Origin of the sequence: Sphingobium sp. EM0848 (assembly GCF_013375555.1) — a bacterium.
Classification (GTDB): domain Bacteria; phylum Pseudomonadota; class Alphaproteobacteria; order Sphingomonadales; family Sphingomonadaceae; genus Sphingobium.
In genome coordinates this window covers 1,193,108-1,214,057 of sequence record NZ_JABXWB010000005.1, presented here as the reverse complement: position 1 = coordinate 1,214,057, position 20,950 = coordinate 1,193,108, and the positions used below count along the sequence as shown (strand labels likewise).

Here is a 20,950-nt window from a genome sequence, read left to right as displayed (position 1 = left end):
CTATGAAGCTCTATGCTCCGATTATCCGCTTTTCCTGCCATTCACACCGCGATAGTGGCCGCCGTGCGCGCGCGCCTGATGCGATTGTCGAGGCTGATTGCACCGGCACCGAACGCCGCGATCTGCAAAAGCCCGCCCGCCATCATCACGTTCTTGAGGAAGTGGATCATCTGGTTCTGGTCGGCAAAGTTGCTGTGGAACGAGAAAGCCGTTGCAAGCGAAAAGACCGCCATGACGATGGCGACAGGCTTCACCCGATAACCAGCGACCAGCAGCAGGCCACCGCCCAGTTCGACGGCAACGGCGACCGCCAAGGCCAGATAAGGGAATGGCAGTCCGACTGCGGCGATCATGCCGGTGGTCGGCCCAACAGCACCGAGCTTGCTCAATCCGCTCATTGCAAAGGGCAGCCCGATGAGCAGGCGCCCGATAAAGGGAAGGTAACGGTTTGACATCATGTGATTCCTTTTCCGGTGAGATCTGATGAGAAACCGACGGCAAGAACGATCCCGGTCTCCCTGCCGACTTGGAACAATCCGGACTCCTAGAGCCGGCCCTGACGTTGAAGTTCGGCACGGATTTCCCTGATACGGGCTTCGCCCGCCCGAAGCGCGGCGGCGTTGGTGTGGACAGAATAATAGCCCAGTATAAGGTCATGTTGGTGCGGCACAGCCGAGCCGATCACGAACTCCGCATCCTCTTCGGCAACGAACTCGACCGCCTCTTCACCAGGGGCAAAGATGATCATCTCACCTTGCTCCACCGGAGCAGGGACATTGACCCGCCCCCTGCCCAGCGCCGCCCACAATATTGTGTGACCGGGCGCCGGAACATAGCGCCAACGCTCACCGGCGCGGAGCGAAACCGCAAGATAGCTGATCGGCGACGGCGGATCGATCTCGTTCGACATCCCTACATATGTGCCAAGCAGCACCTTTGCGGGCCCGACCTGAGGAATATCGGTCGCGCTCTGATAAACGCTCTCCGACGCCCCGAGTTCGAGTTCGGGCGGCAGTGCCACCCAGAGCTGAAAGCCGCGCGTGCGTTCGGGATCGCCCGCGCCGCCGCCATGCCATACGCCCTTTCCGGCGCGCATCCATTCGACGCCTCCGCTGCGCAATATGCCCGTGGCGCCATTGGTATCCTCGTAGAAGACGCTTCCCTCGGCAATATAGGTGAGGGTTGCGATGCCCGAATGGGGATGAAGGCCAAAACCAGTGAATGGACGGTCGTCATTGTCGAACAGGTCGAGAAAGACGAACGGTTTGAGCAATCCGCCCAGATCCCCGGGACTCATGAGACGGGTGATCATCCCGTGTTTGTGGCCGCGGGTGCGGTGCATGATCGGACGGTTAGCGACATTGATCGCAACTTGAGTGGTGGTCATCATATCAATTCCTGATTTCCTGAGGTCTGCATGGCGACCTCGTGATCTGTTGAGCAAAATCTATCGCTCGCGATCTTCCAATTAAACCGGCAAAAGACCGGATATATTGTTCAATATCTTTGATCATGGGACATATGGCGAACAGGCTCGGCCGGCGCAGAAAACCTGACTCGCTGTCCCCGGCCGAACGAAGCAATGTGTCAGGTCGGATCCCAGACCGGCGAAAGTCCTGAAGGGCTTACAATCCGTGAATATGGGACTGCGAGTCCATATATCTCCTCCATTTCGGAGGCCGAGAGCGCAAAATCGAACACCGAGAGATTTTCCGGGAGCCGTTCAATATTGGTTGTGCGCGACAAGGCCGCCACATGATCTTGCTGAACCAGCCAGCGCAGAACAATTTGAGCCACAGAGCGGCCATGGGTAGCGGCGATACGTTGCAGAACCGCTTCTTCGAACACCCGCCCCACGGCCATGCCGCAATAGGCCGTCGCCGTCATGCCCAACTCGCGCGTCGCCTCAAGGAGCAGCGACTGGTTCAAATAGGGATGATACTCAAACTGGTTGGTGGCGAGCGGTTCGTCCGACAATCGCACCGCCTCGCGCATGAGCGCACGATTGAAATTGCTGACGCCGATATGGCGGACCTTGCCTGCCCGTACCGCTTCATTGAGCGAACCAATCTGATCCGCCAACGGAACATTGCTTCCGCCGGGCCAATGGAGAAGGAGGAGGTCGATATAATCCGTCCTGAGACAAGCCAGACTCTCGTCGACCGACCTTGCGAAATCGCGGGCGCCGTAATTGGCGGACCAGACCTTGGTGGTCAGGTAAAGGTCGCCGCGCGCAATTCCCGAGGCCTCAACGCATTCGCCCACTTCCGTCTCGTTGCGGTATAGCTGCGCGGTATCGATGTGACGAAAGCCTGCCTTGAGAGCGGCGGGGATCATCCGCAACATCTGCTCGCGGTTCATCCCATAGGTACCGAACCCAATGGCCGGAATGGCAGAACCGTTGGCCGGGGTACGAATTTCGCTGCTCATTGTCATTTACGCTTCTCCCAGTCCTTGATCCGACAGCTTGCAGGCGCAAGAATAAAAGGGCACCGCATGCTGACCTAGCTGGAAAAGCCCGGATATTATGTTCAGGATTCTTGATCAGTCATAAGCTGCGATTGTCATTACAAATGGCGCTACTCCCACTGGTGCGGGAGCAGCTTGATCCGGCAGGAAGAACAGGCGATCACATCGGCACGGTTTACTTTCCAAACGACCAATTTATTCGTAAGATAAAATGCCTTTCGTTCGGGGGTTTTGAACCTTGCCTGCCATCGGTACGCCAAGCATCGACCAGATTCATGTCTTCCTGACTGTCGTCGAAACGGGGAGTTTTGCCGGCGCCGGGCGGAAGCTCGGCCGCGCGACATCAGCGGTCAGCTACACTATCGCCAATCTTGAAATGCAGCTCGGGGTCCAGTTGTTCGATCGCGAACATACAAGAAAGCCTATGTTGACCGATGCCGGCAACGCCATCCTTTCCAAGGCCAGGGAAGTCGCAAATGGGGTCGATGATCTTCGGGCAACGGTAAAGGGCCTCAATGAGGGTCTCGAATCCGAAGTGGCTGTTGTTGTCGACGTCATGTTGCCGCCCGACCGCCTTGCAGAAGCGGTGCAGGCATTCGAAGCCTGCTATCCCACGGTCAAACTCCACCTCTTTGTCGAGGCGTTGAGCGCTGTCTCCCAAATGGTCCGCAAGGGCGGGGCTATGGTCGGCATAGGCGGGGGGATGGACGGCACCACTCCCGAGCTTGAAATGATCAGCATCGGCGCGGTCGATATGTTTCCGGTCGCCGCCCCGTCGCATCCTCTGGCGCAGATCAGGAGCGGAAAGCCCGGAGAAGCACGGCGCTATCGCCAACTCATCCTGACTGTCCGCTCGGCGTTCAACGAGGGTCGGGATGCCGGTATATTTTCATCAAACAGTTGGCGCCTCGCCGATCTGGGGGCCAAGCACGCTCTGCTGCTTGCAGGGGTCGGTTGGGGCAACATGCCCGAACCCAGCGTGCGCGAGGATCTGGCGAACGGCCGGCTGGTTCGTCTCGACATTCCAGAAATCGGAACGGGCAACTATCCGCTTCACGCGATGTACCGCACGAACAACCCGCCCGGCCCCGCGGCGCGCTGGCTAATCGAACATTTTGTCGGCCAGGCACGCTGAAAAATGCAAAACGTTCAGATTTATTGAATGGTTCGATCATTCTTTTAGCAGTTTTACTGATCGCTTGTCCGCCTATCTTGTCTCCCATGATTGGAGACAGGCAATGCAGACGTTCAACGTGGAAAAGCTGATCCTTTCGGCAGAGGATTGGGCGGTCGTTTCATCAGCCTTCGAAAAGGCCGGATCGCCGCCGCACTACCCGCCTTGGCGGGAGCGTCTCTGGAATGCCTTGACCCGGAACACCCCCGCGCCGCGGAAACTCACCCGGGAGGACATGCTGCGCACCTTCGTGGCGAGGAGTCGCTTCCTGCGCCACCCGGCCTATGAATATTGGCCGGAACTCAGTGCACTTGGCCTCACCGACCGACAGATCAACGGGCTTGCGGCCCTGGCGATCAACTGACACGCCAAATCCAGGAGAAACCCAATGCTCATCAATGATATCTTGCAACGCAAGGGCGGCATCGTCATCAGCATCGATGCCGATGCCAGCGTCGCACAAGCCGCATCCATCATGGCCCGCGAGGAAATTGGCGCGCTCATAGTGGCCGACGCAGATCACCGCCTGCTTGGCATCCTTTCGGAACGCGAGATCGTCGCGTCGGTGGCGCAGAATGGAACCCTGGCCTTGTCCGCGACCGTCGGGAACATCATGATCACGCACACTCCTGTCGCCGCGCCAAATGACAGGATTGAGGAAATCCAGCGGACGATGACGGTAGGTCGCGCGCGGCATATGCCCGTTGTCGCGAACGGACATGTGGTCGGCGTGGTGAGCCTCGGTGATATCGTCGAGTCACGCCTCCAGGAAAAAACCTATGAAAATATCGTGTTACAGGATCTGGCACGCGCGCACGTCCTGGCCGCCTGATCGCTCTCGACTGTCCCTCCTCGGACGCCTCGATCCTGGCGGGAGTATTCGGACCCTGGGGCACCGCCGCCATCGGCAACGGGCACAGGGCGTGGCGATCGATAGTGGACGCGTCATCGATCATCCTATGGATTGAAGGCCCTACCGACTCAGTCAGGAAATTCCCAGAAACCACGGATCGAGGCGATCCGGCCGTCCTCCGTAAAGCGATGGATGATGACGAGGTCAAGGTCCCAGGGCTGACCGGCCATGGTGGTGATCGCGAAGCGCGCGACGCTTGCCACTTCACTGCCGCAGACATGCGACTGGCTGATCACATAGTCGAAGCTCTTGTTCTGTGCGATCACCTGATCCCAGAAGCGCCCGATCGCCACATGCCCCCTGTGTCCCAGACCGACCGGATCGAAAGGCGATTTGCCCACCGGGTCCTCAACCACAGCGTCCTCGGCAAAGAGCGACAGCCAGTCTTCCCTTCGTCCCGCGCGGACGGCATTGAGCGAGGCATGGACACGTTCCTGCAAGTTCATCGACTTTCCCCCTTGCGGCATTGTTCGGCACCCCAAAGCCCGACCGGATAGCGCTGCCTCTGCGCAATCTGCGCGGCGCGTTCGGCAGGGGTGACGCGCTTGACATGGGCCGGCAGCATACTCGGCAGATCAGCAAGCTTGACCAGCCGCGTCCGTACCGAGGGGCCAGTCCCCCTCTCTCCTTCCGGCGGCAGTTCCTGCCAGCGCAACGTCAGATGGCCTTCATGCCAGCCATTGGTCGACAGCCAGTTGTAAATGCCGGGATCGCGTGATGAGAGGACATAAGTGAACGATCCATCGGGATTGGCCAGAGTCTGTCGGTCGTTCAGGCTGCTCGGAGAGGCGCGGTAATCGCCGGTCACGCCCCAGATATTAGTGACCGGCATGGTGAAATAGCGGGCGCCACCCAGGGCGACATCAATGATCAATGCTTCATCGTCTGCCAACAGAAAGCGCCCCAGCGACATGGCCTGATTGGGCAGCCCCTGCTTGTCGGTCGGGAAGGACGGGTCGCGAATGACATTGGCCGGGCGGTTGGCATATAGCGTGGGCTGCCAGCGTGCGATGTCGGCGGCCATGCCCGTGATCACGCCGGCCGCAAGAACCGGCAGCGGCCGCTGCGACAGCGGCGACTTGCCGCCGCCGGTCTTCTCGATCCGCATATAGACGGGCCGGTCCTGCCGCCAGTCCGCCAGCGTCTCCCGCAGCGTGATGCCAACGGTCGTGGGGTCGATCCGGATGTGATTGTCGGCCGGGGAACCCTCGGCCTTGCTCAGCGTGATGCGGAAACGCCCGTCCGCATCGGGCCTCAGGTCGCGCATCGACACATTGCGGCTGATCCCGTCACTTGCATCCGCCAGCGAAAAATGCAGCTGCATGTCGCGCCGGGGCAGCCAGCCGCTGATCACATAGGACGCGTCGGGATCGATCGCGATCTTGCCGTAGATGACGTCCGGATTGTCCCAGCCGAAGCGCGATCCCGGCACCATCCTGCCGTCCAGCCGGTGCGGCAGGTTGAAGGTCGACACCAGCACCGGCGGGTCTTGCGCGATCGCCGCCGCACGCAACAGCCCGTCGAACACCAGCTCGTCCAGCGCCGCCGGGAACAGCGCGTCCATTTCGGGGCTGGCCGGCCCCACCGCTGCGCGCCATTGGCGTTCCGCATCGGCGCGGGCCTTGCGCACCTCCGGCGTCTTGAGCAGGTCGAGCGCGATCCGTTCGATACGTTGCTGGGTGCGAAAAGTGTCGCAGGCTCCGATGCGGTAATCGCGCTCCAAGGCAGGAGAGGAGGCACTCGCACCCGAGGGGATCAGCATCCCTCCGAAAAAGGCGAGCGTTGCGGCGGTCAATACTCGATGGGTGAACATGATCCTGTCTCTCCCTATTCTAGAATTTGATGCCAAGGTCGACGCCATAGCTCGCCGGCTCACCATAAATGTTGCCGGCAAAACCAAGCTGGCCGAAATCGATACCAACGACCTTGTATTTCTTGTCGGTGATGTTCTTGCCCCAGACCGACAGCGTCACATTACTCCCGCCGATGGGCAACTCCGACAGGGTCAGCCGCGCATCCAGCAAGCCACGAGGCGCGGCGGCCATCTGCTCACTGAAGGGCGCCGACAACGGGTTGGGATTGAAATAGCGCTTCGACATATAATTATAATCGAGCTGCGCGGCGAGCTTCCCAAAACTGAACGCGGGAAATTCATATTTCGCGCCCGCATTGAAAGTGGTCGATGCCGAATAGGGAAAATGCGCGATGCCGGCAATATCGACCGTCCGCCCCGCCACCGTGTCGAAGAAGAGAAATTCCTTATATTTGCGGTCGACATAGCCCAGCGTCGCATAGGTGGTCAGACCCCGCACCGGCGCGGCGTTCACCTCCAGTTCGATCCCCTTGTAGCGCGCCTTGCCAGCGTTCAGCGTGACCGCCGTCGCGCCCGCAGCCCCCGCCTGGAAAGACGTCACCTGCACATCCTTATGATCGGCATAATAGGCTGTCGCGTTGAAGCGCAGGCGGCGGTCGAACAGTTCGGTCTTCAGGCCGATTTCATAGGATGTCAGATTTTCGGGATCAAAGCCGGTATCGAAAGAGCGCGCATTGAAACCACCCGCCTTGTAGCCGGTGGCCACGCGAGCATAGGCCATGACATCGTTGCTGACCTTATAGTCGGCGGTTGCCGCCCAATTGAACTTCCTGAAGGATTTTTCGAGCGTGCGCACGACCGGCGAAACCTGATCGAGCGCCTTTTCATCCCAGGTATAACGCGCGCCGCCGGTCAGGCTCAGCCGGTCGGTTACGTGCCAGGTGCCCTGCGCGAACAGCGCCTTGGTCGTCGATTCATGATCGTAAGTCAGAAGCGAGATACGCGGCAATGCCCCGCCGGGCAGGATGACACTGAACCGCTGGGGATTGGTCTCGTCGGACTCCTCCTTGAAATAATAGGCACCCAGGACATAGTCGAGCGTGGCGCCGACCTTGCCGATCAGATTGAGTTCCTGCGACCACTGATGCTGATGGCGCAGCGCCGATGCGCCGAACAGCTCGACCGGCATCAAAGCGCCGCCCTGTCCCATGACGCGCCCCAGCAGCCCCGCATTGCCGTCAAGATCGCTGTCGGCCACAAGCTGCCGCCATTTGCGATAGCCGGTGAGCGACTTGAGCGTCGTGTCCGTGCCGATATCCCATTCAAGGGTCAGCGTGTGGCCCTGCACCTTGTCGGTGACCGCACCATTATGATCGAGCGCGATGCGGTCGAGCCGGGTCGGCGACACGGTGAAGCTGCCGCCGCCCGCCACCGGGGACCCCGCGAAGAAGGCCGTGATGTCAGGCCGCGCCGCCGTCAACTGGAAGGCGGAAGGATAGCCCTTGTTGCGGTTATAGTCATAGGCATAGCTGGCGCGAAAGGCACCACCCCGATCGAACGCCAGCGCAGCGCGCAGCCCGTCGGTGCGATACGCCCCCGGATCGCGCTTGTCGGGCGCGTTGACATCGTCGACATAGCCGTCTCGCTGCTTGTGCATATAGGTGAAGGCCCCGCGCAGGCCGGTTTCACCCAGTTCGCCGGTATCGACCACGGTACGCGAGAGAAATTCGCCATAATTGCCAAGCGTGAATTTCTGCCAGACACCGAAACTGTCGGCAGGCTTGCGCGTGATCAGGTTGATCGCCCCGCCGATGGTGTTGCGGCCGTACAGCGTGCCTTGTGGCCCGCGCAGCACCTCGATCCGTTCCAGATCCGCCATCTCGAAGGCCGATCCCGCTGACCGCGCAAGGATCACGCCGTCGACATAAAGGGCGACCGGGCTGTCGGCGGTCAGGATCGGGTCCTGATTGCCGATGCCGCGAATGAAGACGCTGGCATTGGTCGGACCTGCTGTACCCCGCGCCACGGTCAGGCTGGGCGCGATGGCCGACAGATTGGCGACGCTGGTGATCGATCGCGCCTCAATGGCTTCGGCCGACAGCGCGCTGATCGCCAGCGGCGTGGACTGGAGATTTTCGGCACGCTTCTGCGCAGTGACGACGATCTCCTTCAGCCCCATGTCGGATGTGCTTTCGGCCTGCGTGGCGTCCTGCGCATGGGCTGTCGCCGGTACAAGAACGGCAACCAGCGCCGCCACGGCGGTCGTGGTCAGATAGGTCATGGCATTCTCTCCCTCATATATCTCCCGGCCTTCTCTGTTTTTCGAGCCAGGGCTTTCTTGAACTCAGCTGAAGTGGCGCCTCGCATTATCGCAGGCGCCCTGGACGATCGCGTCGAGCATCGCCTGCAACGCCTCGGACGCGCCATCGACAGGATTGCCTGCGGTCATCCAGGAGAGGATGCACTGATCTGGTCCGGCCGGGATCACCTGTCCCATGCCGATCTGATGCGCGACGCCTACCGGCCCCGCATCCGCGACACGGTAGATATAATAGCGCTCTTCCTCCGATCGTTCGACCAGCGTCTCGCGCACGCAGGCGCCGCCGCCCAGATGCAGCAGGCGGCACATGCCGATCCCTTCACCCTCGGTCTCGATCCGCTCCACCATGCCGCGCGACAGGATCGCCTCGCCGAAATCACCGATTTCCGCCCAAACGGCGTCGGCGGATCGGGGAAGCCGTGTCGCATGATGGGCGGTAACGGCGCGCGGAAACAGGTCTCTCATTGCATTCATCCTCGCCTCCTCAGATCCCGAACCCGCCGGAGACGTTGATCTGCTGGCCGGTGATATAGGCCGCGTCGTTCGACGCGAGGAACACGGCGGCGCGGCCGATTTCCCGCGGCTTGCCCCAGCGCTTGATCGCCAGCATCTTCATTGTCTCATCGATCCATTTCTGGTCGAATTGCCCCTGTTCCAGAAGCTGTGGGAACATCCCCGCCTCGATGACCCCCACCAGGATCGAATTGGCGCGGATATGGTGGCGTCCCTCCTCCCTCGCGATGCCCCGAACGAGAGATTCATTGGTCGCCTTGGGTGCGACCGACAGTCCGTCGCGATCCGGCCAGCGCAGATGTCCCGCCGAACCCAGCGTCACGAAGGAACCGCCGCCCGCCGCCCGGAAATGGGGCAGCGCAGCCTTCACGGCGTTGAAGAAGCCGATCACCTCGACCTCGATCGCGCAGCGCCAGTCGTCGCTGGACATCTCAGCAATATGAAGCTGATTCACGAAAGGACCGGCCGCCCAGACAAGGGTATGGACGCGGCCATGTGCGGCAACGGCCGCAGCCACTGCCGCTTCCACCTGCGCGGGATCGGTCACGTCCAGTTGGTGGGTGCTGGCCTGCACACCCTTCTCGCGGATAGCGCCGGCGACATGGTCCGCGACCTCCGCCTTACTGCGATAGCCGATCGCGACGTCGCTGCCGGCCCGCGCGAATTCCAGCGCGACCCCCTGGCCGATGCCGCCGCTGCCGCCGAAGACAAGCGTAGCGCCTGCGGGAAACAAATCGTTCATTCCATCCTCTCGCAATGACTGGGTTGTTGCAGCCAAGGCATCACGAAATGGGCGGCATGTGCAATAGAATGCCCAGAACTAATCACAAAGGACCACGAGATGGTCCTTTTGTGTAGCGCGCGACGCTACCGATGCGCTTTCGCCGCTCCGGCACCGCCTTCCTCCTCCCAAAAGACTCGGGGATCGATGGGACGCGCCACGCAGAGCATGCTGTACCATTCGGTCTGGTCGAGCGGCAGCGCCCGATCCTCGGCAGCGAGTTCCCGCATGCGATGCGCGAGCGTCGTGATCATTGTGCGCAACTGGGCGATCGAACCGACCGACAGTTTGACCGTTTCAAGCTCCCACACCGCTTTTGGATCGTGAAAATCCATCTTCTCGAAATGGCCCCGGATGGTTGCATCGATCACCCGGCGCAACGGCCCGCCAAAGAGCCATTCGGGATAGCGGACCGTCAACAGCCGCACCCGATTACCTGGAAATAGATCGAGCAGCCGCATCTTCTCAAGCCGCCGCAAGTGCAGGACGAGTTCAGGTTCTCCCAGTCGGAATTCGGTCTGGATATCCTGGGGCGACCAGTCGTAACGCAGCAGCAGGAAGATGAAGGCGGTGAAGATATTGTTCGCCAGTCCCTGTTCCTGCTCGGCCGTCAGTGCGCGCGCCTTGCTGTTGCTGCGCCGTGCCGCCATTTCGGCGAGATCGATCAGCCGAATCCCCACAACACCGCACATCGCCTCCAGCGCGGCAAGGGTCAGTCCCCGGCCAGCCAGATTGCGCTTGATGGTAGTCTCGCTGAGCTTCAACTGCTCAGCAAGATCGCGATAGCGGATGTTCCGGCCCTTGAGCACGCGCTTGAGTTCAGCCAGCAGAAGTGCCTGATCGCTCGATCCATCCTGGTCCTTCAACGATTTGTCCTCTTCGTGACCGGCAACTCGAACCCAATATTCAAAGATTGCTTTTGCCAATTAGCCGTTCACCCGATCACCGTCTTATAAATTTTAGACGCTCCGTCTTCCTTCTTTCGCAACCAAGCAAACCGGCGCTGGTAAAAAGACACCCCGGCAACAGAAACGCCCCTTCCCAGCCGTTCAAGAGCCAATTTCGCACTCCTGATTCCTGCCGTTTGTTCATGATGTCGATCTGGCCCTTCGCCACAATGAAGGGCCAGCGATTTTCAGATTTCCGTTCCCTCTGCACGTCGGCCAAAGGCTGAATGCGCGTATGTTGCCTCTATCTATCGTGCCAGCGGCTGCCCGCTTTCGCCATTCTTGTCTAAAATGCCATTGAGCCTCAACAGTGAGACGTTGGGCGCGTCCCTGCCCAACGTGATCCATGCGAGATGATCCATCTCGCCTGGACCATGCTGATGCGAGACGGCACCGGCGGTACCCATGCTGATATAGTCCCGCCCCCGGCGGACCTCATGCTTGTAATAATGATTATGACCCGCGATCACCGTATAGCCGCGTGTGCCCAGCGCCGTTTCGATCTCCTCGAACTCCCTGGAACCGAGCGCCCAGGCGGGTTTGTGCATCAGCACGAAGGTCCAGCGGACATGAGCATTGGCCTTGAGCGTCTTCAACGCCCAGTCGACCTGCCCGCGGCTGAACCGCGCCTTCTCGATCTCGGCCAGCTTGGGGTCGGAGGCGCCCTCCGCGCGTTTGGCGTTGACCTCCGCCAGCGAGGCCTTGAGCTTTTCCTCGGTGCCCTTGGGATCGACCTTTATCGCTGCTGCGAGCTGGTGGAACTGCGCGGCATAGTCGGCGGGCATGTCGCGCGGCGGATCTTCAGTGTCGAGAATCAGAAATAGCGCGCTCTTGTAGACGAAACTGTAATAGGGTTCGCCCCGCTTGTGCCGCCACATGTCGAGCATCGCCTGATTGCCGAGATCGTGATTACCCGCGACATAGAAGAAAGGCACGGTCATCTGGCCGATCGCCGCCTCAATCTCTCCCCACTCGCGCGTGAGTTCGGCGGTGTCCGATGTATAGCCCTCGATCAGGTCGCCAACATTGATGAGAAATTCGGGTTGAAGCCCGCTCGCCTGTTTCACGGCCTGCTCGAACACGCCGGGACGGGCAAGCCCCGTGCGGTCACCAATCACCGCGAAGCGGATCGTGTCCGGGTCGGCAACGGGGGCATGCGTCCATGGCGCGGGTTTCGCGCCGGGCGTGCCGGGCTGGAAGGCGGGACTGCCCGCATTCGCGGCGATGGGAAGCGCGGCCGCCGCGAGCAGGGCAAGGTGCAACATTGTGCTCTTGGTCAACATCTCAGGATACTCTCTGCTTGGATCAAAAGGCGAAGCGCGCTTCGACCGCGAAGGTGCGAGGCTCGTTGATGAGCGACAGGATCGTCCCCGGATCGCGCGCATTGGCGGCACGCTGCACCATCAGCGCCCCCCGCTCGTTGAGCAGGTTCTTGGCCGTGACCGCGAGCGAAAGGCCGCTTTTCGTCTCGACCGCGATCCGGCCGTTGACGGTCACCAGCGAATCCGCGCGTTGCTGTGGGGTGTCGGTGATTTCGGTATAAAAGGCCGACTTCCAGCCCAGATTGGCCGATGTCTTGAGCGTCAGCGTATCGGTGAGCGACGTTTCCGCATCAGCGAAGAGCGATACCGAATGGTCGGGCGCATTGGGCAGAGACCGGCCCGTCAGATCCTGCGAGCAGCCCGTCGGCTGGGCATGGAGCTGGTCGATGGTGCAGGGCGCGTTGACGAAGTGGCGATAGTGCGCATCGAGATAAGCATAGGACGCACCCAGGCGGAAGCCGGGCACGGGCCGGACGGAGATTTCGGCCTCGACGCCTTGCGACACGGCCTTGGCAGCGTTCAGCGTGTCGACCGCGCCGGTCGTGTTGGTGGCCGAAACCTGAAGATCGTCGAAATCGGTCCGATAGGCGGCAAGCGTCGCATAGCCGGCGCCGAATTCCACCTTCGCACCCAATTCGAAGGCGCGAGCCTTTTCCTTGTTGAAGGCCGTGGCGGGCAACAGGCTGCTGGCGTTGAACCCGCCCTGTTTGGTGCCGGTCTGGAAGGCACCATAGAGCAGCACGCCGTTCGACGGACGAAATTCGATGCGCGCGGCGGGCTGGACATTGCCGTCCTGCATCGACCCCCTGTCCGCCGGACTGCCGGGGAGCGCCATGAAGCCGCGATAAACGCCCGCAAATGTCCCTGCCAGCAATTGTTCAACCGTAACGCCAGGCATGATCTGGAAGCCCGGCACCGGCACGACGCCCCCATAGCTGGCGACCGAGGCGAAGGATCGGCCGTTCAGGTCTTGCGACTGGTCAAACCCACGCAATATGCTGGTCTTGTCCCAATTATAGCGCAACCCGCCGGTCAATCGCAGCTTGTCGGTCAGGTCGTAGCTCAGTTCCCCGAACACCGCCCAACTCTTGCCCTTCTGATCGAAGGGATTGGCGATGATGAGCGTGTTGGCTGCATCGAAACCCGCGACGCTTGGCAAAAGCGACGCGGGAATACCGCGCCCTATCAGCGCGCTGCGCACACCACGGCCGATGCCCGTGAAGTCGAGCGCCGAGAAACCGCGCCGCTTGAGCCAGGTGAGGTCGCCATATGCGCCGACGATATAGCGCAAGCGGCGATCTTCGGCCGAGGTCAGCCGCAATTCCGCCGTCACCGCCTCATTGCGGGTCGGATTGGCCTGAAGCAGCGTATTGATCGGCAGCGCATCGCCGCGTCGCAGGACATGGTAGAAATTGGTGTAGCCCGCGACGAGCGAGAGCGTGTCACCATTGCCCAGTTCCTGTTCCAGATCAGCGGCCGCGATATGGGCACGGGTGCCGACCAGGGAATCAACGTTGAAGATGCCCGACTGGCCCGAATAGACCCGGTCGTCGAGCTTCGTCTCGATGCCGTTGAAGGCAGGGTTGACGGCATCGGCTGGGCCAACCGCGGTCAGCTGCCGCGTATAACCATATTCATAATCCTTGAACCATTCATATTTGAGTTTGAGCTTCGTCGTTTCACTGAGGTCGAGCGTACTCTTCACCCGGATCGCATAGGTGCGCTGTTTGCCGCCGTCGCTCTTGCCCGGCGCCAGATCGTCAAGATAGCCGTCACGCCGCCGCGCCAGACCGGCAATGCGCAGGCTGACGCCATCGGCAACCGCGCCGGTCACAGCGCCCGATGCCTCGACCAGATCGAGGCTCCCCGCCTGCACCTGTGCAAAGCCGCCGAAATCGGGATCGGGATCAGCAGTGTGGATGCTGAGCACGCCGGACAGCGCATTCTTGCCGAAAAGCACGCCCTGCGGCCCGCGCAGCACTTCAATGCCGCCCATATCGTAGAAGGGCGTCAGCGCATTGCGCGATTTCGAGGTGTAAACGCCATCGGTGTAGAAGCCCACTGCGCTTTCGAAATCATCGAGGCCGGGCGAACCCAGGCCGCGAATGGCGATCTGGTTGATCTGCGCGCTTTTGACGAAAACGAGGCTCGGCGCGAACAGCGCAAGATCTCGCGGGTCCTGCGCATCGATCGCTTCCAGCCTTTCTGCGGAAAAGGCGGCGACAGAGGCCGACGTGTCGGTGAGTGCCTGCTCGCGGCGCTGCGCGGTAACGATGATTTCGTCGGCAGGCATAGCGGTCGCCGGCCCGCTTCCGGTGGCGCCTTCCGGTGTGGCGGCTCTCGCCGCGCCAGCACCCAGAACCATTAGCGCCACGCCACAGAGCAGCATTGGCAGAGGCGCACGCCCCTTGGCCTTGTCAGTCATCATCCCCTCCTGGTCTATTTGCATGCAGCATCTCATAACCATACATCCGTATCAATAGTGATTCTGGCGATGGGGCGTGCTGGTAAGACGCATACTCTACATTATTGTGACAATATCTGAGCCATAGCGCAGATTCTCCGGCCACAAATCCTCATATGCAATACATATGTATTGATGGCCTTGGCCGCGCTCGCACGTCCGGCTATGGGTGCGGGCATGACGGGGACGTGCACTGCCGAACTGATTCTTGATGCCGGGATCGCGCTACTGGCGGAGGCGGGGCCGCGCGCTGCGACCGTGCGTAGCGTCGCCGAGCGTGCAGGCGTACCACCGCCGACATTGCAACATCATTTCCCCACCAAGATGCTGCTGCTTCGCGGCATCTATGGGCGCGCCATCGCGCGGCATGTGCAGATGTCGGAGGATGGGCTCGCACGGTTCGCCGATCTGACGGAACGGCCCGAATTGATCTGTGAGATCGCCATCGCGCTGCTCGGGGAATGGCGGGGGCGCGCGGGCGAGGCGACCGCGGTCGTGCTCCATATGCTCGCTCAGGCGGTGCGTGACCCAGCATGGACTGACCTCGCCCGCGACTGGGCGGGGCGCAGCATCGCCTGTATGGCGCACACACTCAACTGTGGCGACAACCGGGCCGAGTTCCTGATTGAGCTTCTCGCCGGTCTTGCTCTCACCAGCGCACCCAAAGGCTTCCGGCTGGAAAGCGACATTCTCAATCGCGAACTGATCAACTTCGTTTGCGATACGCGGCACAGACAGACGCGCGGCCAATGGCGGCGACTGTTCCGATCCCAGATCGCAACATCGCTCGCCGCCTCATCATCGACGGACGATCTGAGCGCCTCGCGCATGGTGGTTCGCGCCGCACTCGATGCCGGGATCACGATCATGGCCGAGGCTGGAGCCGAAGCACTCAGCTATCGCGCGATAGCCACGCGCGCCGGGGTCGCACTTTCATCGGTACTCTACAACTTCCCAACGCACGGCGCGCTGGCAATGGCAGTTTATAACGAGATTCATCGCCGCTTCGCCATGCAGACAACGGGGCAGCAACTGCCCGTCACGAACCTTGACGAGCAGATCGTTGCCCTGTTCACGCCGATGATCGTCGACGACAAAGCCGGCAATGCGCCACTGGTGCTGGCATCTTGTGAATTGTTCCTGACGGCATGGTGGGACAGCGAACTAACGGAGCAGGCCTGGACGATGCGGCTCGCCCGCGGGACACGGGGTGAGAATGAAGGTGATTTCACTGCACACTTCCTGTCGTTATGGTCGATCGGCCTTAGCCTTGTGCAGCTTGCTCGCCATCATGCCGACCCGCGCGCCGAAGTCGCAAACAGGCTTCGCGCCGGGCTGATCTGCAGCGGATTTGCAACCTGACGACAATCGACATGCCCGAATCTTTGGTTTGAAAAATTGAAGCACAACGAGTGTTCAATCCAGCGCAACGATCGCTTCGTCACGAACCCTGACGGTATTTCCTGATCGGTGATCCGCAGTTCGATCCGGGCACGGCGTTCGCCGTACTCGGCATAACTCCATCCCCCAGATTCGAGAGCGACAATTGACCCTTTCCCGGTCGCTCAGCCACAAATTTTCGGTCCCTAATTACGGACGGGGAACTATTCTGCCGAAGTGCTTGGGATTGGTGGATTGGGCCCGGCGTTAGCTTCCGGCCTAACCTGCCCCGATGGAGGCAGGCCGAATTCCTGATCCGGCAAGATATTCCGCCGGCGTCAGATTGCCAAGAACCGAGTGAGGACGGCCCTCATTATCCTCCCTGTATCTCGTTGAGGCCCGTCATTGTTGAAGCTCAAGGACAGAGGCAGATCGCGCCGCTCTCGCTTTTGAGCTGAATCGACATGTCAATGGCAATGCCGAGTTCGGGATAGATCGGCCCCTGCATGGCGTGGCGGAGACAATCTTGCCAGCCTGATAGGCGAACAGGTCGATCGAATGCGCAGTATTGTGCCAGAGTAGATGGTCGGTCCACGACCAGGCTTCACCCTTGGCATTGACGTTCTTGCGGCGGAAGAAATAGGTCTGGACGTCCATCTGCTGGATGTTCAATTCGCCCGCGCTGATCAGGTTGTGGACATATTGGTGCGACGGGTTGAAGCGGTGGGTGTGGCCGACCATGCAGACGAGGCCCGTTTCCTCCTGCTTCGCCAGCACCGCCTGTGCGTCGGCCCACTGTCGGCGAGCGGGATTTCGACCTGCACATGCTTGCCCGCATTCATACAGGCGATCGCTTGGCTCGCGTGCATCTGGAGGGTGCAGAGGATGACCGCGTCAACATCGTCGCGGGCCAGCGTCTCAGACAGGTCGGTGGTCGCGCGGCCGATGTCGTATTGGTCGGCAATCGCCTGGGTCGCGTCCAAACGGCGGCCGACCAGCGAGGCCACGGTCAAGCCGTCGACATTCTTCAGGCCATAAAATTGTCATGTCTTTGGGCCGATGGCGGACTTCCCCCTTTTCCGCCAAGGCCAAATATCTGCCCGAGGACGCCGGCCCGGACATGCTGTTCGCGCTACGCGACCATCTGGGTTTCGCGCGCAATATCATCCACCGGAGCCTCATCTTAGCCAAGAAGGAGAAGCGGGTTTTCAATCAGATCGCGGAATGCCGCCATGAACTGCGCAGCGACGGCCCCGTCGATGGCGCGATGATCGAAGCTGGCCGTAGCCGCCATGATCGGCGCCAGCGCAATACCGCCGTCGACCTTCCAGGGCTGCTCCACGCCCGCGCCAACGCCCAGGATCAGCGACTGTGGCGGGTTGATCACCGGCACCATCTCATCGATCCCGAACATGCCGAGATTGGAGAGAGAGGCCGTCCCGCCCTGATAGTCTTCCGGCAGCAACTTGCCCTCCCGCGCCTTGGTGGCCAGCATCTTGCTGGTCTGGGCGATGGCCGAGAGCGAGAGCGAAGCTGCATCCTTGATGACCGGCGTGATCAGGCCGCCATCGATCGCCACCGCCATGGAGATGTCGACACGACCAAAGCGATGCAGTTCCTCGCCGCCAAATTGCACATTGGCGTCGGGCACCTGCACCAGTGCCAGCGCCATGGCCTTCACAACCATGTCGTTGACGCTGAGCTTCACCCCTCGCGCGGCCAGGCTGACGTTGAGTTCGCCGCGCAGCTTCAGCAACGCATCCAGATTGCAGCGCACGGTCAGGTAGAAATGCGGCACCGTCTGCTTGGATTGGGTGAGGCGGCGCGCAATCGTCCGGCGCATATTGGAGAGCTTCACCGTTTCCACCGGCACGCCCGCAGGCGGCGGGGCGATGACCGGCGCGGACGCAATGGCAGCAACAGGCATCGCTTGCGCGAGCGGCGCGATCTGCAGCGGCAGGCCGAGATCGGCCTTGACGATCTTGCCGTACGCACCGCTTCCCTTGATAGCGTTGAGCGCCATGCCCTCCGCCGCCGCGATCCGGCGCACCAGTGGCGTCGCATTGATGTCCGTGGCCAGCGCAAGCGGGACAGGATCATGCCAGGACACAGGAACCGGCGCGACCAGGGCCACAGGCTGCAATTCCACCGTCACCTCGACCGGTGCTGGCGCAGCAACAGCCACCACCGGTTCGGCAAGCGCTTCACCCTCCTCCGCCAGCAGAGCGATCACCGTGCCGACCGCGACATCGTCCGTGCCTTCGGCGATGACCAGTCGGGCAATGCGGCCTTCCTCGACGGCTTCGAACTCCATCGTCGCCTTGTCCGTCTCGATCTCCGCGATCATGTCCCCGGCCTTGATACTATCGCCGACCGCAACCAGCCATTTGGCCAGCGTCCCCTTTTCCATGGTCGGCGAAAGGGCGGGCATTTTGAGTTCAACGGCCATGTCAGTTCCTCAAAAACAGTTCGGCGGCCGCATCGACGATCGCGTCGGCATCCAGCCTGTAGGTGCGGTAGAGATCGGGCAGGTCGCCGGTCTGGCCGAAACGATCCGTGCCCAGCGGGCTGACCCGCATGCCCAGCACACCGCCCAGCCAGGACAGCGCGCCCGGTGAACCATCCAGCACCGTGATCAGCCCGGCTCCCGGCGCGAGTACGGAGAGCAGCTCTTCGGCATGGCAGGGAGCGTGCCCCTCCCCGGTCCAGCGAGCCGCACGGCGTGCCGACCAGCCGCGATGCAGCAGATCGGGTGACGTGATGTTGAGCAGGCCCAGACCCGGAATATCCTCGGCCAATATCTCCCACGCGGCCAGCGCCTCGGGCGCGACCACGCCGGTAAAGACGATCGCCGCTTCCGCCTCGACCGCCGGACGCCGCAGCCAATAGCCGCCCTTCAAAGCATCAGCTTCCCAACCGTCATCGCCATCGCGCGCCACCTGCGGGATCGAACGGGTCGACAGCCGCAGATAGACCGAACTGCCATCCGGTTGCTGCATATAATCGAACGCCCAGCGCATGATCAGCGTCAACTCATCGGCATAGGCCGGTTCGAAATAGCTGAGATTGGGCTGGCCCATACCAATCAACGGGGTGTTGATCGACTGATGCGCGCCGCCCTCCGCCGCCAGAGTCAGGCCCGACGGCGTGCCGACCAGCAGGAAGCGACTGTCCTGATAGCAGCCATAGTTGAGCGCATCCAGGCCGCGGGAAATGAACGGATCATAGACGGTGCCGACCGGTAGCAGCCGCGTACCGAAATGCGGCGCGGCCAGCCCCAGCGAGGCGAGCATGATGAAGAAATTATTCTCCGCGATGCCCAGCTCGATATGCTGACCCGCCGCATGCTGCGACCATTTCTGCGCCGAGGGGATGCGCGCCTTCTGGAACACGTCCGCCAGCTCCCGCCGTCGGAACAGACCGCGCTGGTTGACGAAGGCGCCCAAATTCGTCGTCTGCGTGACGTCCGGTGCCGTAGTGACGATGCGGTCGGCCAGCGGCTCACCCGATTTGGCGAGATCAAGCAGGATGCGCCCGAAGGCCGCCTGCGTCGATTGTTCCGCGCCCTCCGGCGTCGGCAGACGCGCGGGCACGGGGACGGCGGGTGCAACCGGCTCTGCCGCCTTGCGCGACAAGGGGCTGGCATCGACAAAGGCCTGCAACTGCGCCGCCGAATTGTCGCCCAGACCACCCCAAGGCTCCCATTCCTGCCCCTCGCTGATGCCCAGGCCCGTGCGGAACGTCTCCATCTGGGCCAGGTTCATCATACCCGAATGATTGTCCTTATGCCCAGCGAGCGGCAGGCCAAAGCCCTTGACCGTATAGGCGATGAACAGGGTCGGCCTGTCATCATTGGCACTGTCGAACGCCTCGATGAGCGATTCCATGCAATGGCCGCCCAAATTGGTCATCAGCGCGGCCAGCGCCGCATCATCAAAGCTGTCGAGCAACTTCTTCACATTAGGTTTCCTGCCGATGTCGGCCATCAGCCGATCGCGCCAGGCCGCCCCGCCCTGATAGGTGAGCGCGGCAAATTCCGCATTGGGGCAATTGTCGATCCACTCTTCCAGCGTCTTGCCGCCCGGACGCGCAAAGGCTTCGCGCTGGCGCTTGCCATATTTGAGCGTGACGACGCGCCAGCCGCAGGTTTCGAAGATATCGTCAAAGCGCCGGAACATGCGGTCCGCCGTCGTGCTGTCCAGCGACTGTCGGTTATAGTCGACGATCCACCAGCAATTGCGCAGGTCGTGCTTATAGCCTTCAATCAGACACTCGTAGATATTGCCCTCGTCCAGCTCCGCGTCGCCCATCAGCGCGATCATGCGGCCGGCATCCTCTTCGCGGATGGCGTCATGGGCGATGAGATAATCCTGTACCAGGCTGGTGAAAGCCGTCACTGCAACGCCCAGACCGACCGATCCGGTGGAGAAGTCGACCGGAATCGCATCCTTGGTGCGCGAGGGATAGCTTTGCACGCCGCCCAGCCCACGGAAACGCTGCATCCGGTCGAGCAACTGGTTGCCCAGCAGATAATGGATCGCGTGCAGGATCGGCCCGGCATGGGGCTTCACCGCCACCTTGTCCTGCGGGCGCAGCGCATGGAAATAGAGTGCGGACATGATCGCGGTCATCGATGCGCAGCTTGCCTGATGCCCGCCAACCTTCAGCCCATCGCGCTTGGGGCGGATATGATTGGCATTGTGGATCATCCACGACGAAAGCCAGCGCAACCGCGTATCCAGCTGTTCCAGATTGCTGATCAGCGCATCCTCATCCTTGGCGATAATATCTGTCATTGGCGCAGTTCCATTAAGTTTATGCGCTATGATTACCGCAAATGACCTCGGCATGTCC

The 20,950-nt window shown here is 61.4% G+C and carries 17 protein-coding genes and 2 pseudogenes; 5 read left to right on the top strand and 14 right to left on the bottom strand.

Annotated features, from left to right (window positions below; genetic code table 11):
• Positions 1-41: 41 nt before the first annotated feature.
• The 3 genes from HUK73_RS23640 to HUK73_RS23630 all read right to left on the bottom strand — a co-directional run bounded on the left by HUK73_RS23640 (position 42) and on the right by HUK73_RS23630 (position 2,436).
• The gene (locus tag HUK73_RS23640; RefSeq protein ID WP_176594213.1) at positions 42-458 is read right to left on the bottom strand and encodes a DoxX family protein; all 417 of its coding nucleotides are present in this window, start codon (positions 456-458) and stop codon (positions 42-44) included.
• Between the two features lie 86 nt (positions 459-544).
• Positions 545-1,390 (bottom strand): pirin family protein, encoded by an 846-nt coding sequence (locus HUK73_RS23635; RefSeq protein WP_176594212.1) that lies wholly within the window; start codon positions 1,388-1,390, stop codon positions 545-547.
• A 197-nt stretch (positions 1,391-1,587) separates the two neighbouring features.
• Positions 1,588-2,436: an aldo/keto reductase gene (locus HUK73_RS23630; protein WP_255326520.1), complete on the bottom strand. Its 849-nt coding sequence runs from the start codon at positions 2,434-2,436 to the stop codon at positions 1,588-1,590.
• Positions 2,437-2,707: 271 nt separating this feature from the next.
• Between HUK73_RS23630 and HUK73_RS23625 the strand changes: the two genes are divergently transcribed.
• From HUK73_RS23625 to HUK73_RS23615, 3 genes are all read left to right on the top strand, one after another.
• A complete protein-coding gene (locus tag HUK73_RS23625) occupies positions 2,708-3,604 on the top strand; it encodes a LysR family transcriptional regulator (RefSeq protein ID WP_176594211.1) in 897 nt (298 codons plus the stop codon).
• Positions 3,605-3,707: 103 nt separating this feature from the next.
• Positions 3,708-4,007 carry a hypothetical protein gene (locus HUK73_RS23620; RefSeq protein ID WP_176594210.1) on the top strand — a complete coding sequence of 100 codons (300 nt, stop codon included), beginning with the start codon at positions 3,708-3,710 and terminating at the stop codon, positions 4,005-4,007.
• Positions 4,008-4,031: 24 nt separating this feature from the next.
• Complete coding sequence (locus HUK73_RS23615; protein WP_176594209.1) at positions 4,032-4,475, top strand: CBS domain-containing protein; 444 nt, start codon at positions 4,032-4,034, stop codon at positions 4,473-4,475.
• Between the two features lie 149 nt (positions 4,476-4,624).
• Here the strand turns inward: HUK73_RS23615 and HUK73_RS23610 are convergent, their stop codons facing one another.
• The 8 genes from HUK73_RS23610 to HUK73_RS23575 form a co-directional block, all read right to left on the bottom strand.
• Positions 4,625-5,002 carry a nuclear transport factor 2 family protein gene (locus tag HUK73_RS23610; RefSeq protein WP_176594208.1) on the bottom strand — a complete coding sequence of 126 codons (378 nt, stop codon included), beginning with the start codon at positions 5,000-5,002 and terminating at the stop codon, positions 4,625-4,627.
• Positions 4,999-6,369 (bottom strand): DUF1214 domain-containing protein, encoded by a 1,371-nt coding sequence (locus HUK73_RS23605; protein ID WP_176594207.1) that lies wholly within the window; start codon positions 6,367-6,369, stop codon positions 4,999-5,001. The genes HUK73_RS23610 and HUK73_RS23605 overlap by 4 nt, the downstream gene beginning before the upstream one ends.
• A 19-nt stretch (positions 6,370-6,388) precedes the next feature.
• Positions 6,389-8,650 (bottom strand): TonB-dependent receptor, encoded by a 2,262-nt coding sequence (locus tag HUK73_RS23600; protein ID WP_176594206.1) that lies wholly within the window; start codon positions 8,648-8,650, stop codon positions 6,389-6,391.
• Between the two features lie 63 nt (positions 8,651-8,713).
• Positions 8,714-9,163, bottom strand: a complete 450-nt coding sequence (locus HUK73_RS23595; protein WP_176594205.1) for an SRPBCC family protein — start codon at positions 9,161-9,163, stop codon at positions 8,714-8,716.
• Between the two features lie 10 nt (positions 9,164-9,173).
• A complete protein-coding gene (locus HUK73_RS23590) occupies positions 9,174-9,944 on the bottom strand; it encodes an SDR family NAD(P)-dependent oxidoreductase (RefSeq protein WP_176594204.1) in 771 nt (256 codons plus the stop codon).
• 125 nt (positions 9,945-10,069) lie between these two features.
• Positions 10,070-10,849: a helix-turn-helix transcriptional regulator gene (locus tag HUK73_RS23585; RefSeq protein WP_176594203.1), complete on the bottom strand. Its 780-nt coding sequence runs from the start codon at positions 10,847-10,849 to the stop codon at positions 10,070-10,072.
• Positions 10,850-11,178: 329 nt separating this feature from the next.
• A complete protein-coding gene (locus tag HUK73_RS23580) occupies positions 11,179-12,213 on the bottom strand; it encodes a metallophosphoesterase (protein ID WP_255326519.1) in 1,035 nt (344 codons plus the stop codon).
• Between the two features lie 22 nt (positions 12,214-12,235).
• Positions 12,236-14,680, bottom strand: coding sequence for a TonB-dependent receptor (locus tag HUK73_RS23575; RefSeq protein ID WP_176594202.1), 2,445 nt, complete (start codon positions 14,678-14,680; stop codon positions 12,236-12,238).
• A 213-nt stretch (positions 14,681-14,893) separates the two neighbouring features.
• On the opposite strand from HUK73_RS23575, the gene HUK73_RS23570 reads away from it, so the two are divergent.
• Positions 14,894-16,078, top strand: a complete 1,185-nt coding sequence (locus tag HUK73_RS23570) for a TetR/AcrR family transcriptional regulator (RefSeq protein ID WP_176594201.1) — start codon at positions 14,894-14,896, stop codon at positions 16,076-16,078.
• Between the two features lie 413 nt (positions 16,079-16,491).
• Here the strand turns inward: HUK73_RS23570 and HUK73_RS23565 are convergent.
• Positions 16,492-17,127 (bottom strand): annotated as a pseudogene (locus HUK73_RS23565) (Gfo/Idh/MocA family oxidoreductase); the annotation flags it as partial.
• A gap of 7 nt (positions 17,128-17,134) precedes the next feature.
• Here HUK73_RS23565 and HUK73_RS26590 point away from each other — a divergent pair.
• Positions 17,135-17,265: pseudogene (locus HUK73_RS26590) on the top strand (2-pyrone-4,6-dicarboxylate hydrolase); the annotation flags it as partial.
• A 14-nt stretch (positions 17,266-17,279) separates the two neighbouring features.
• Here HUK73_RS26590 and HUK73_RS23560 read toward each other — a convergent pair.
• Positions 17,280-18,545: a dihydrolipoamide acetyltransferase family protein gene (locus HUK73_RS23560; RefSeq protein ID WP_176594200.1), complete on the bottom strand. Its 1,266-nt coding sequence runs from the start codon at positions 18,543-18,545 to the stop codon at positions 17,280-17,282.
• A gap of 1 nt (position 18,546) precedes the next feature.
• Positions 18,547-20,892: a transketolase gene (locus tag HUK73_RS23555; protein WP_176594199.1), complete on the bottom strand. Its 2,346-nt coding sequence runs from the start codon at positions 20,890-20,892 to the stop codon at positions 18,547-18,549.
• Positions 20,893-20,950 lie beyond the last annotated feature (58 nt).

Excerpts from the sequence above, each read along its gene's own strand:
- HUK73_RS23640 (WP_176594213.1), bottom strand. The coding sequence starts at position 458 with ATGATGTCAAACCGTTACCTTCCCTTTATCGGGCGCCTGCTCATCGGG.
- HUK73_RS23635 (WP_176594212.1), bottom strand. The coding sequence starts at position 1,390 with ATGATGACCACCACTCAAGTTGCGATCAATGTCGCTAACCGTCCGATC.
- HUK73_RS23630 (WP_255326520.1), bottom strand. The coding sequence starts at position 2,436 with ATGACAATGAGCAGCGAAATTCGTACCCCGGCCAACGGTTCTGCCATT.
- HUK73_RS23620 (WP_176594210.1), top strand. The coding sequence starts at position 3,708 with ATGCAGACGTTCAACGTGGAAAAGCTGATCCTTTCGGCAGAGGATTGG.
- HUK73_RS23615 (WP_176594209.1), top strand. The coding sequence starts at position 4,032 with ATGCTCATCAATGATATCTTGCAACGCAAGGGCGGCATCGTCATCAGC.
- HUK73_RS23610 (WP_176594208.1), bottom strand. The coding sequence starts at position 5,002 with ATGAACTTGCAGGAACGTGTCCATGCCTCGCTCAATGCCGTCCGCGCG.
- HUK73_RS23605 (WP_176594207.1), bottom strand. The coding sequence starts at position 6,369 with ATGTTCACCCATCGAGTATTGACCGCCGCAACGCTCGCCTTTTTCGGA.
- HUK73_RS23600 (WP_176594206.1), bottom strand. The coding sequence starts at position 8,650 with ATGACCTATCTGACCACGACCGCCGTGGCGGCGCTGGTTGCCGTTCTT.
- HUK73_RS23595 (WP_176594205.1), bottom strand. The coding sequence starts at position 9,163 with ATGAATGCAATGAGAGACCTGTTTCCGCGCGCCGTTACCGCCCATCAT.
- HUK73_RS23590 (WP_176594204.1), bottom strand. The coding sequence starts at position 9,944 with ATGAACGATTTGTTTCCCGCAGGCGCTACGCTTGTCTTCGGCGGCAGC.
- HUK73_RS23580 (WP_255326519.1), bottom strand. The coding sequence starts at position 12,213 with ATGTTGACCAAGAGCACAATGTTGCACCTTGCCCTGCTCGCGGCGGCC.
- HUK73_RS23575 (WP_176594202.1), bottom strand. The coding sequence starts at position 14,680 with ATGATGACTGACAAGGCCAAGGGGCGTGCGCCTCTGCCAATGCTGCTC.
- HUK73_RS23570 (WP_176594201.1), top strand. The coding sequence starts at position 14,894 with ATGACGGGGACGTGCACTGCCGAACTGATTCTTGATGCCGGGATCGCG.
- HUK73_RS23560 (WP_176594200.1), bottom strand. The coding sequence starts at position 18,545 with ATGGCCGTTGAACTCAAAATGCCCGCCCTTTCGCCGACCATGGAAAAG.
- HUK73_RS23555 (WP_176594199.1), bottom strand. The coding sequence starts at position 20,892 with ATGACAGATATTATCGCCAAGGATGAGGATGCGCTGATCAGCAATCTG.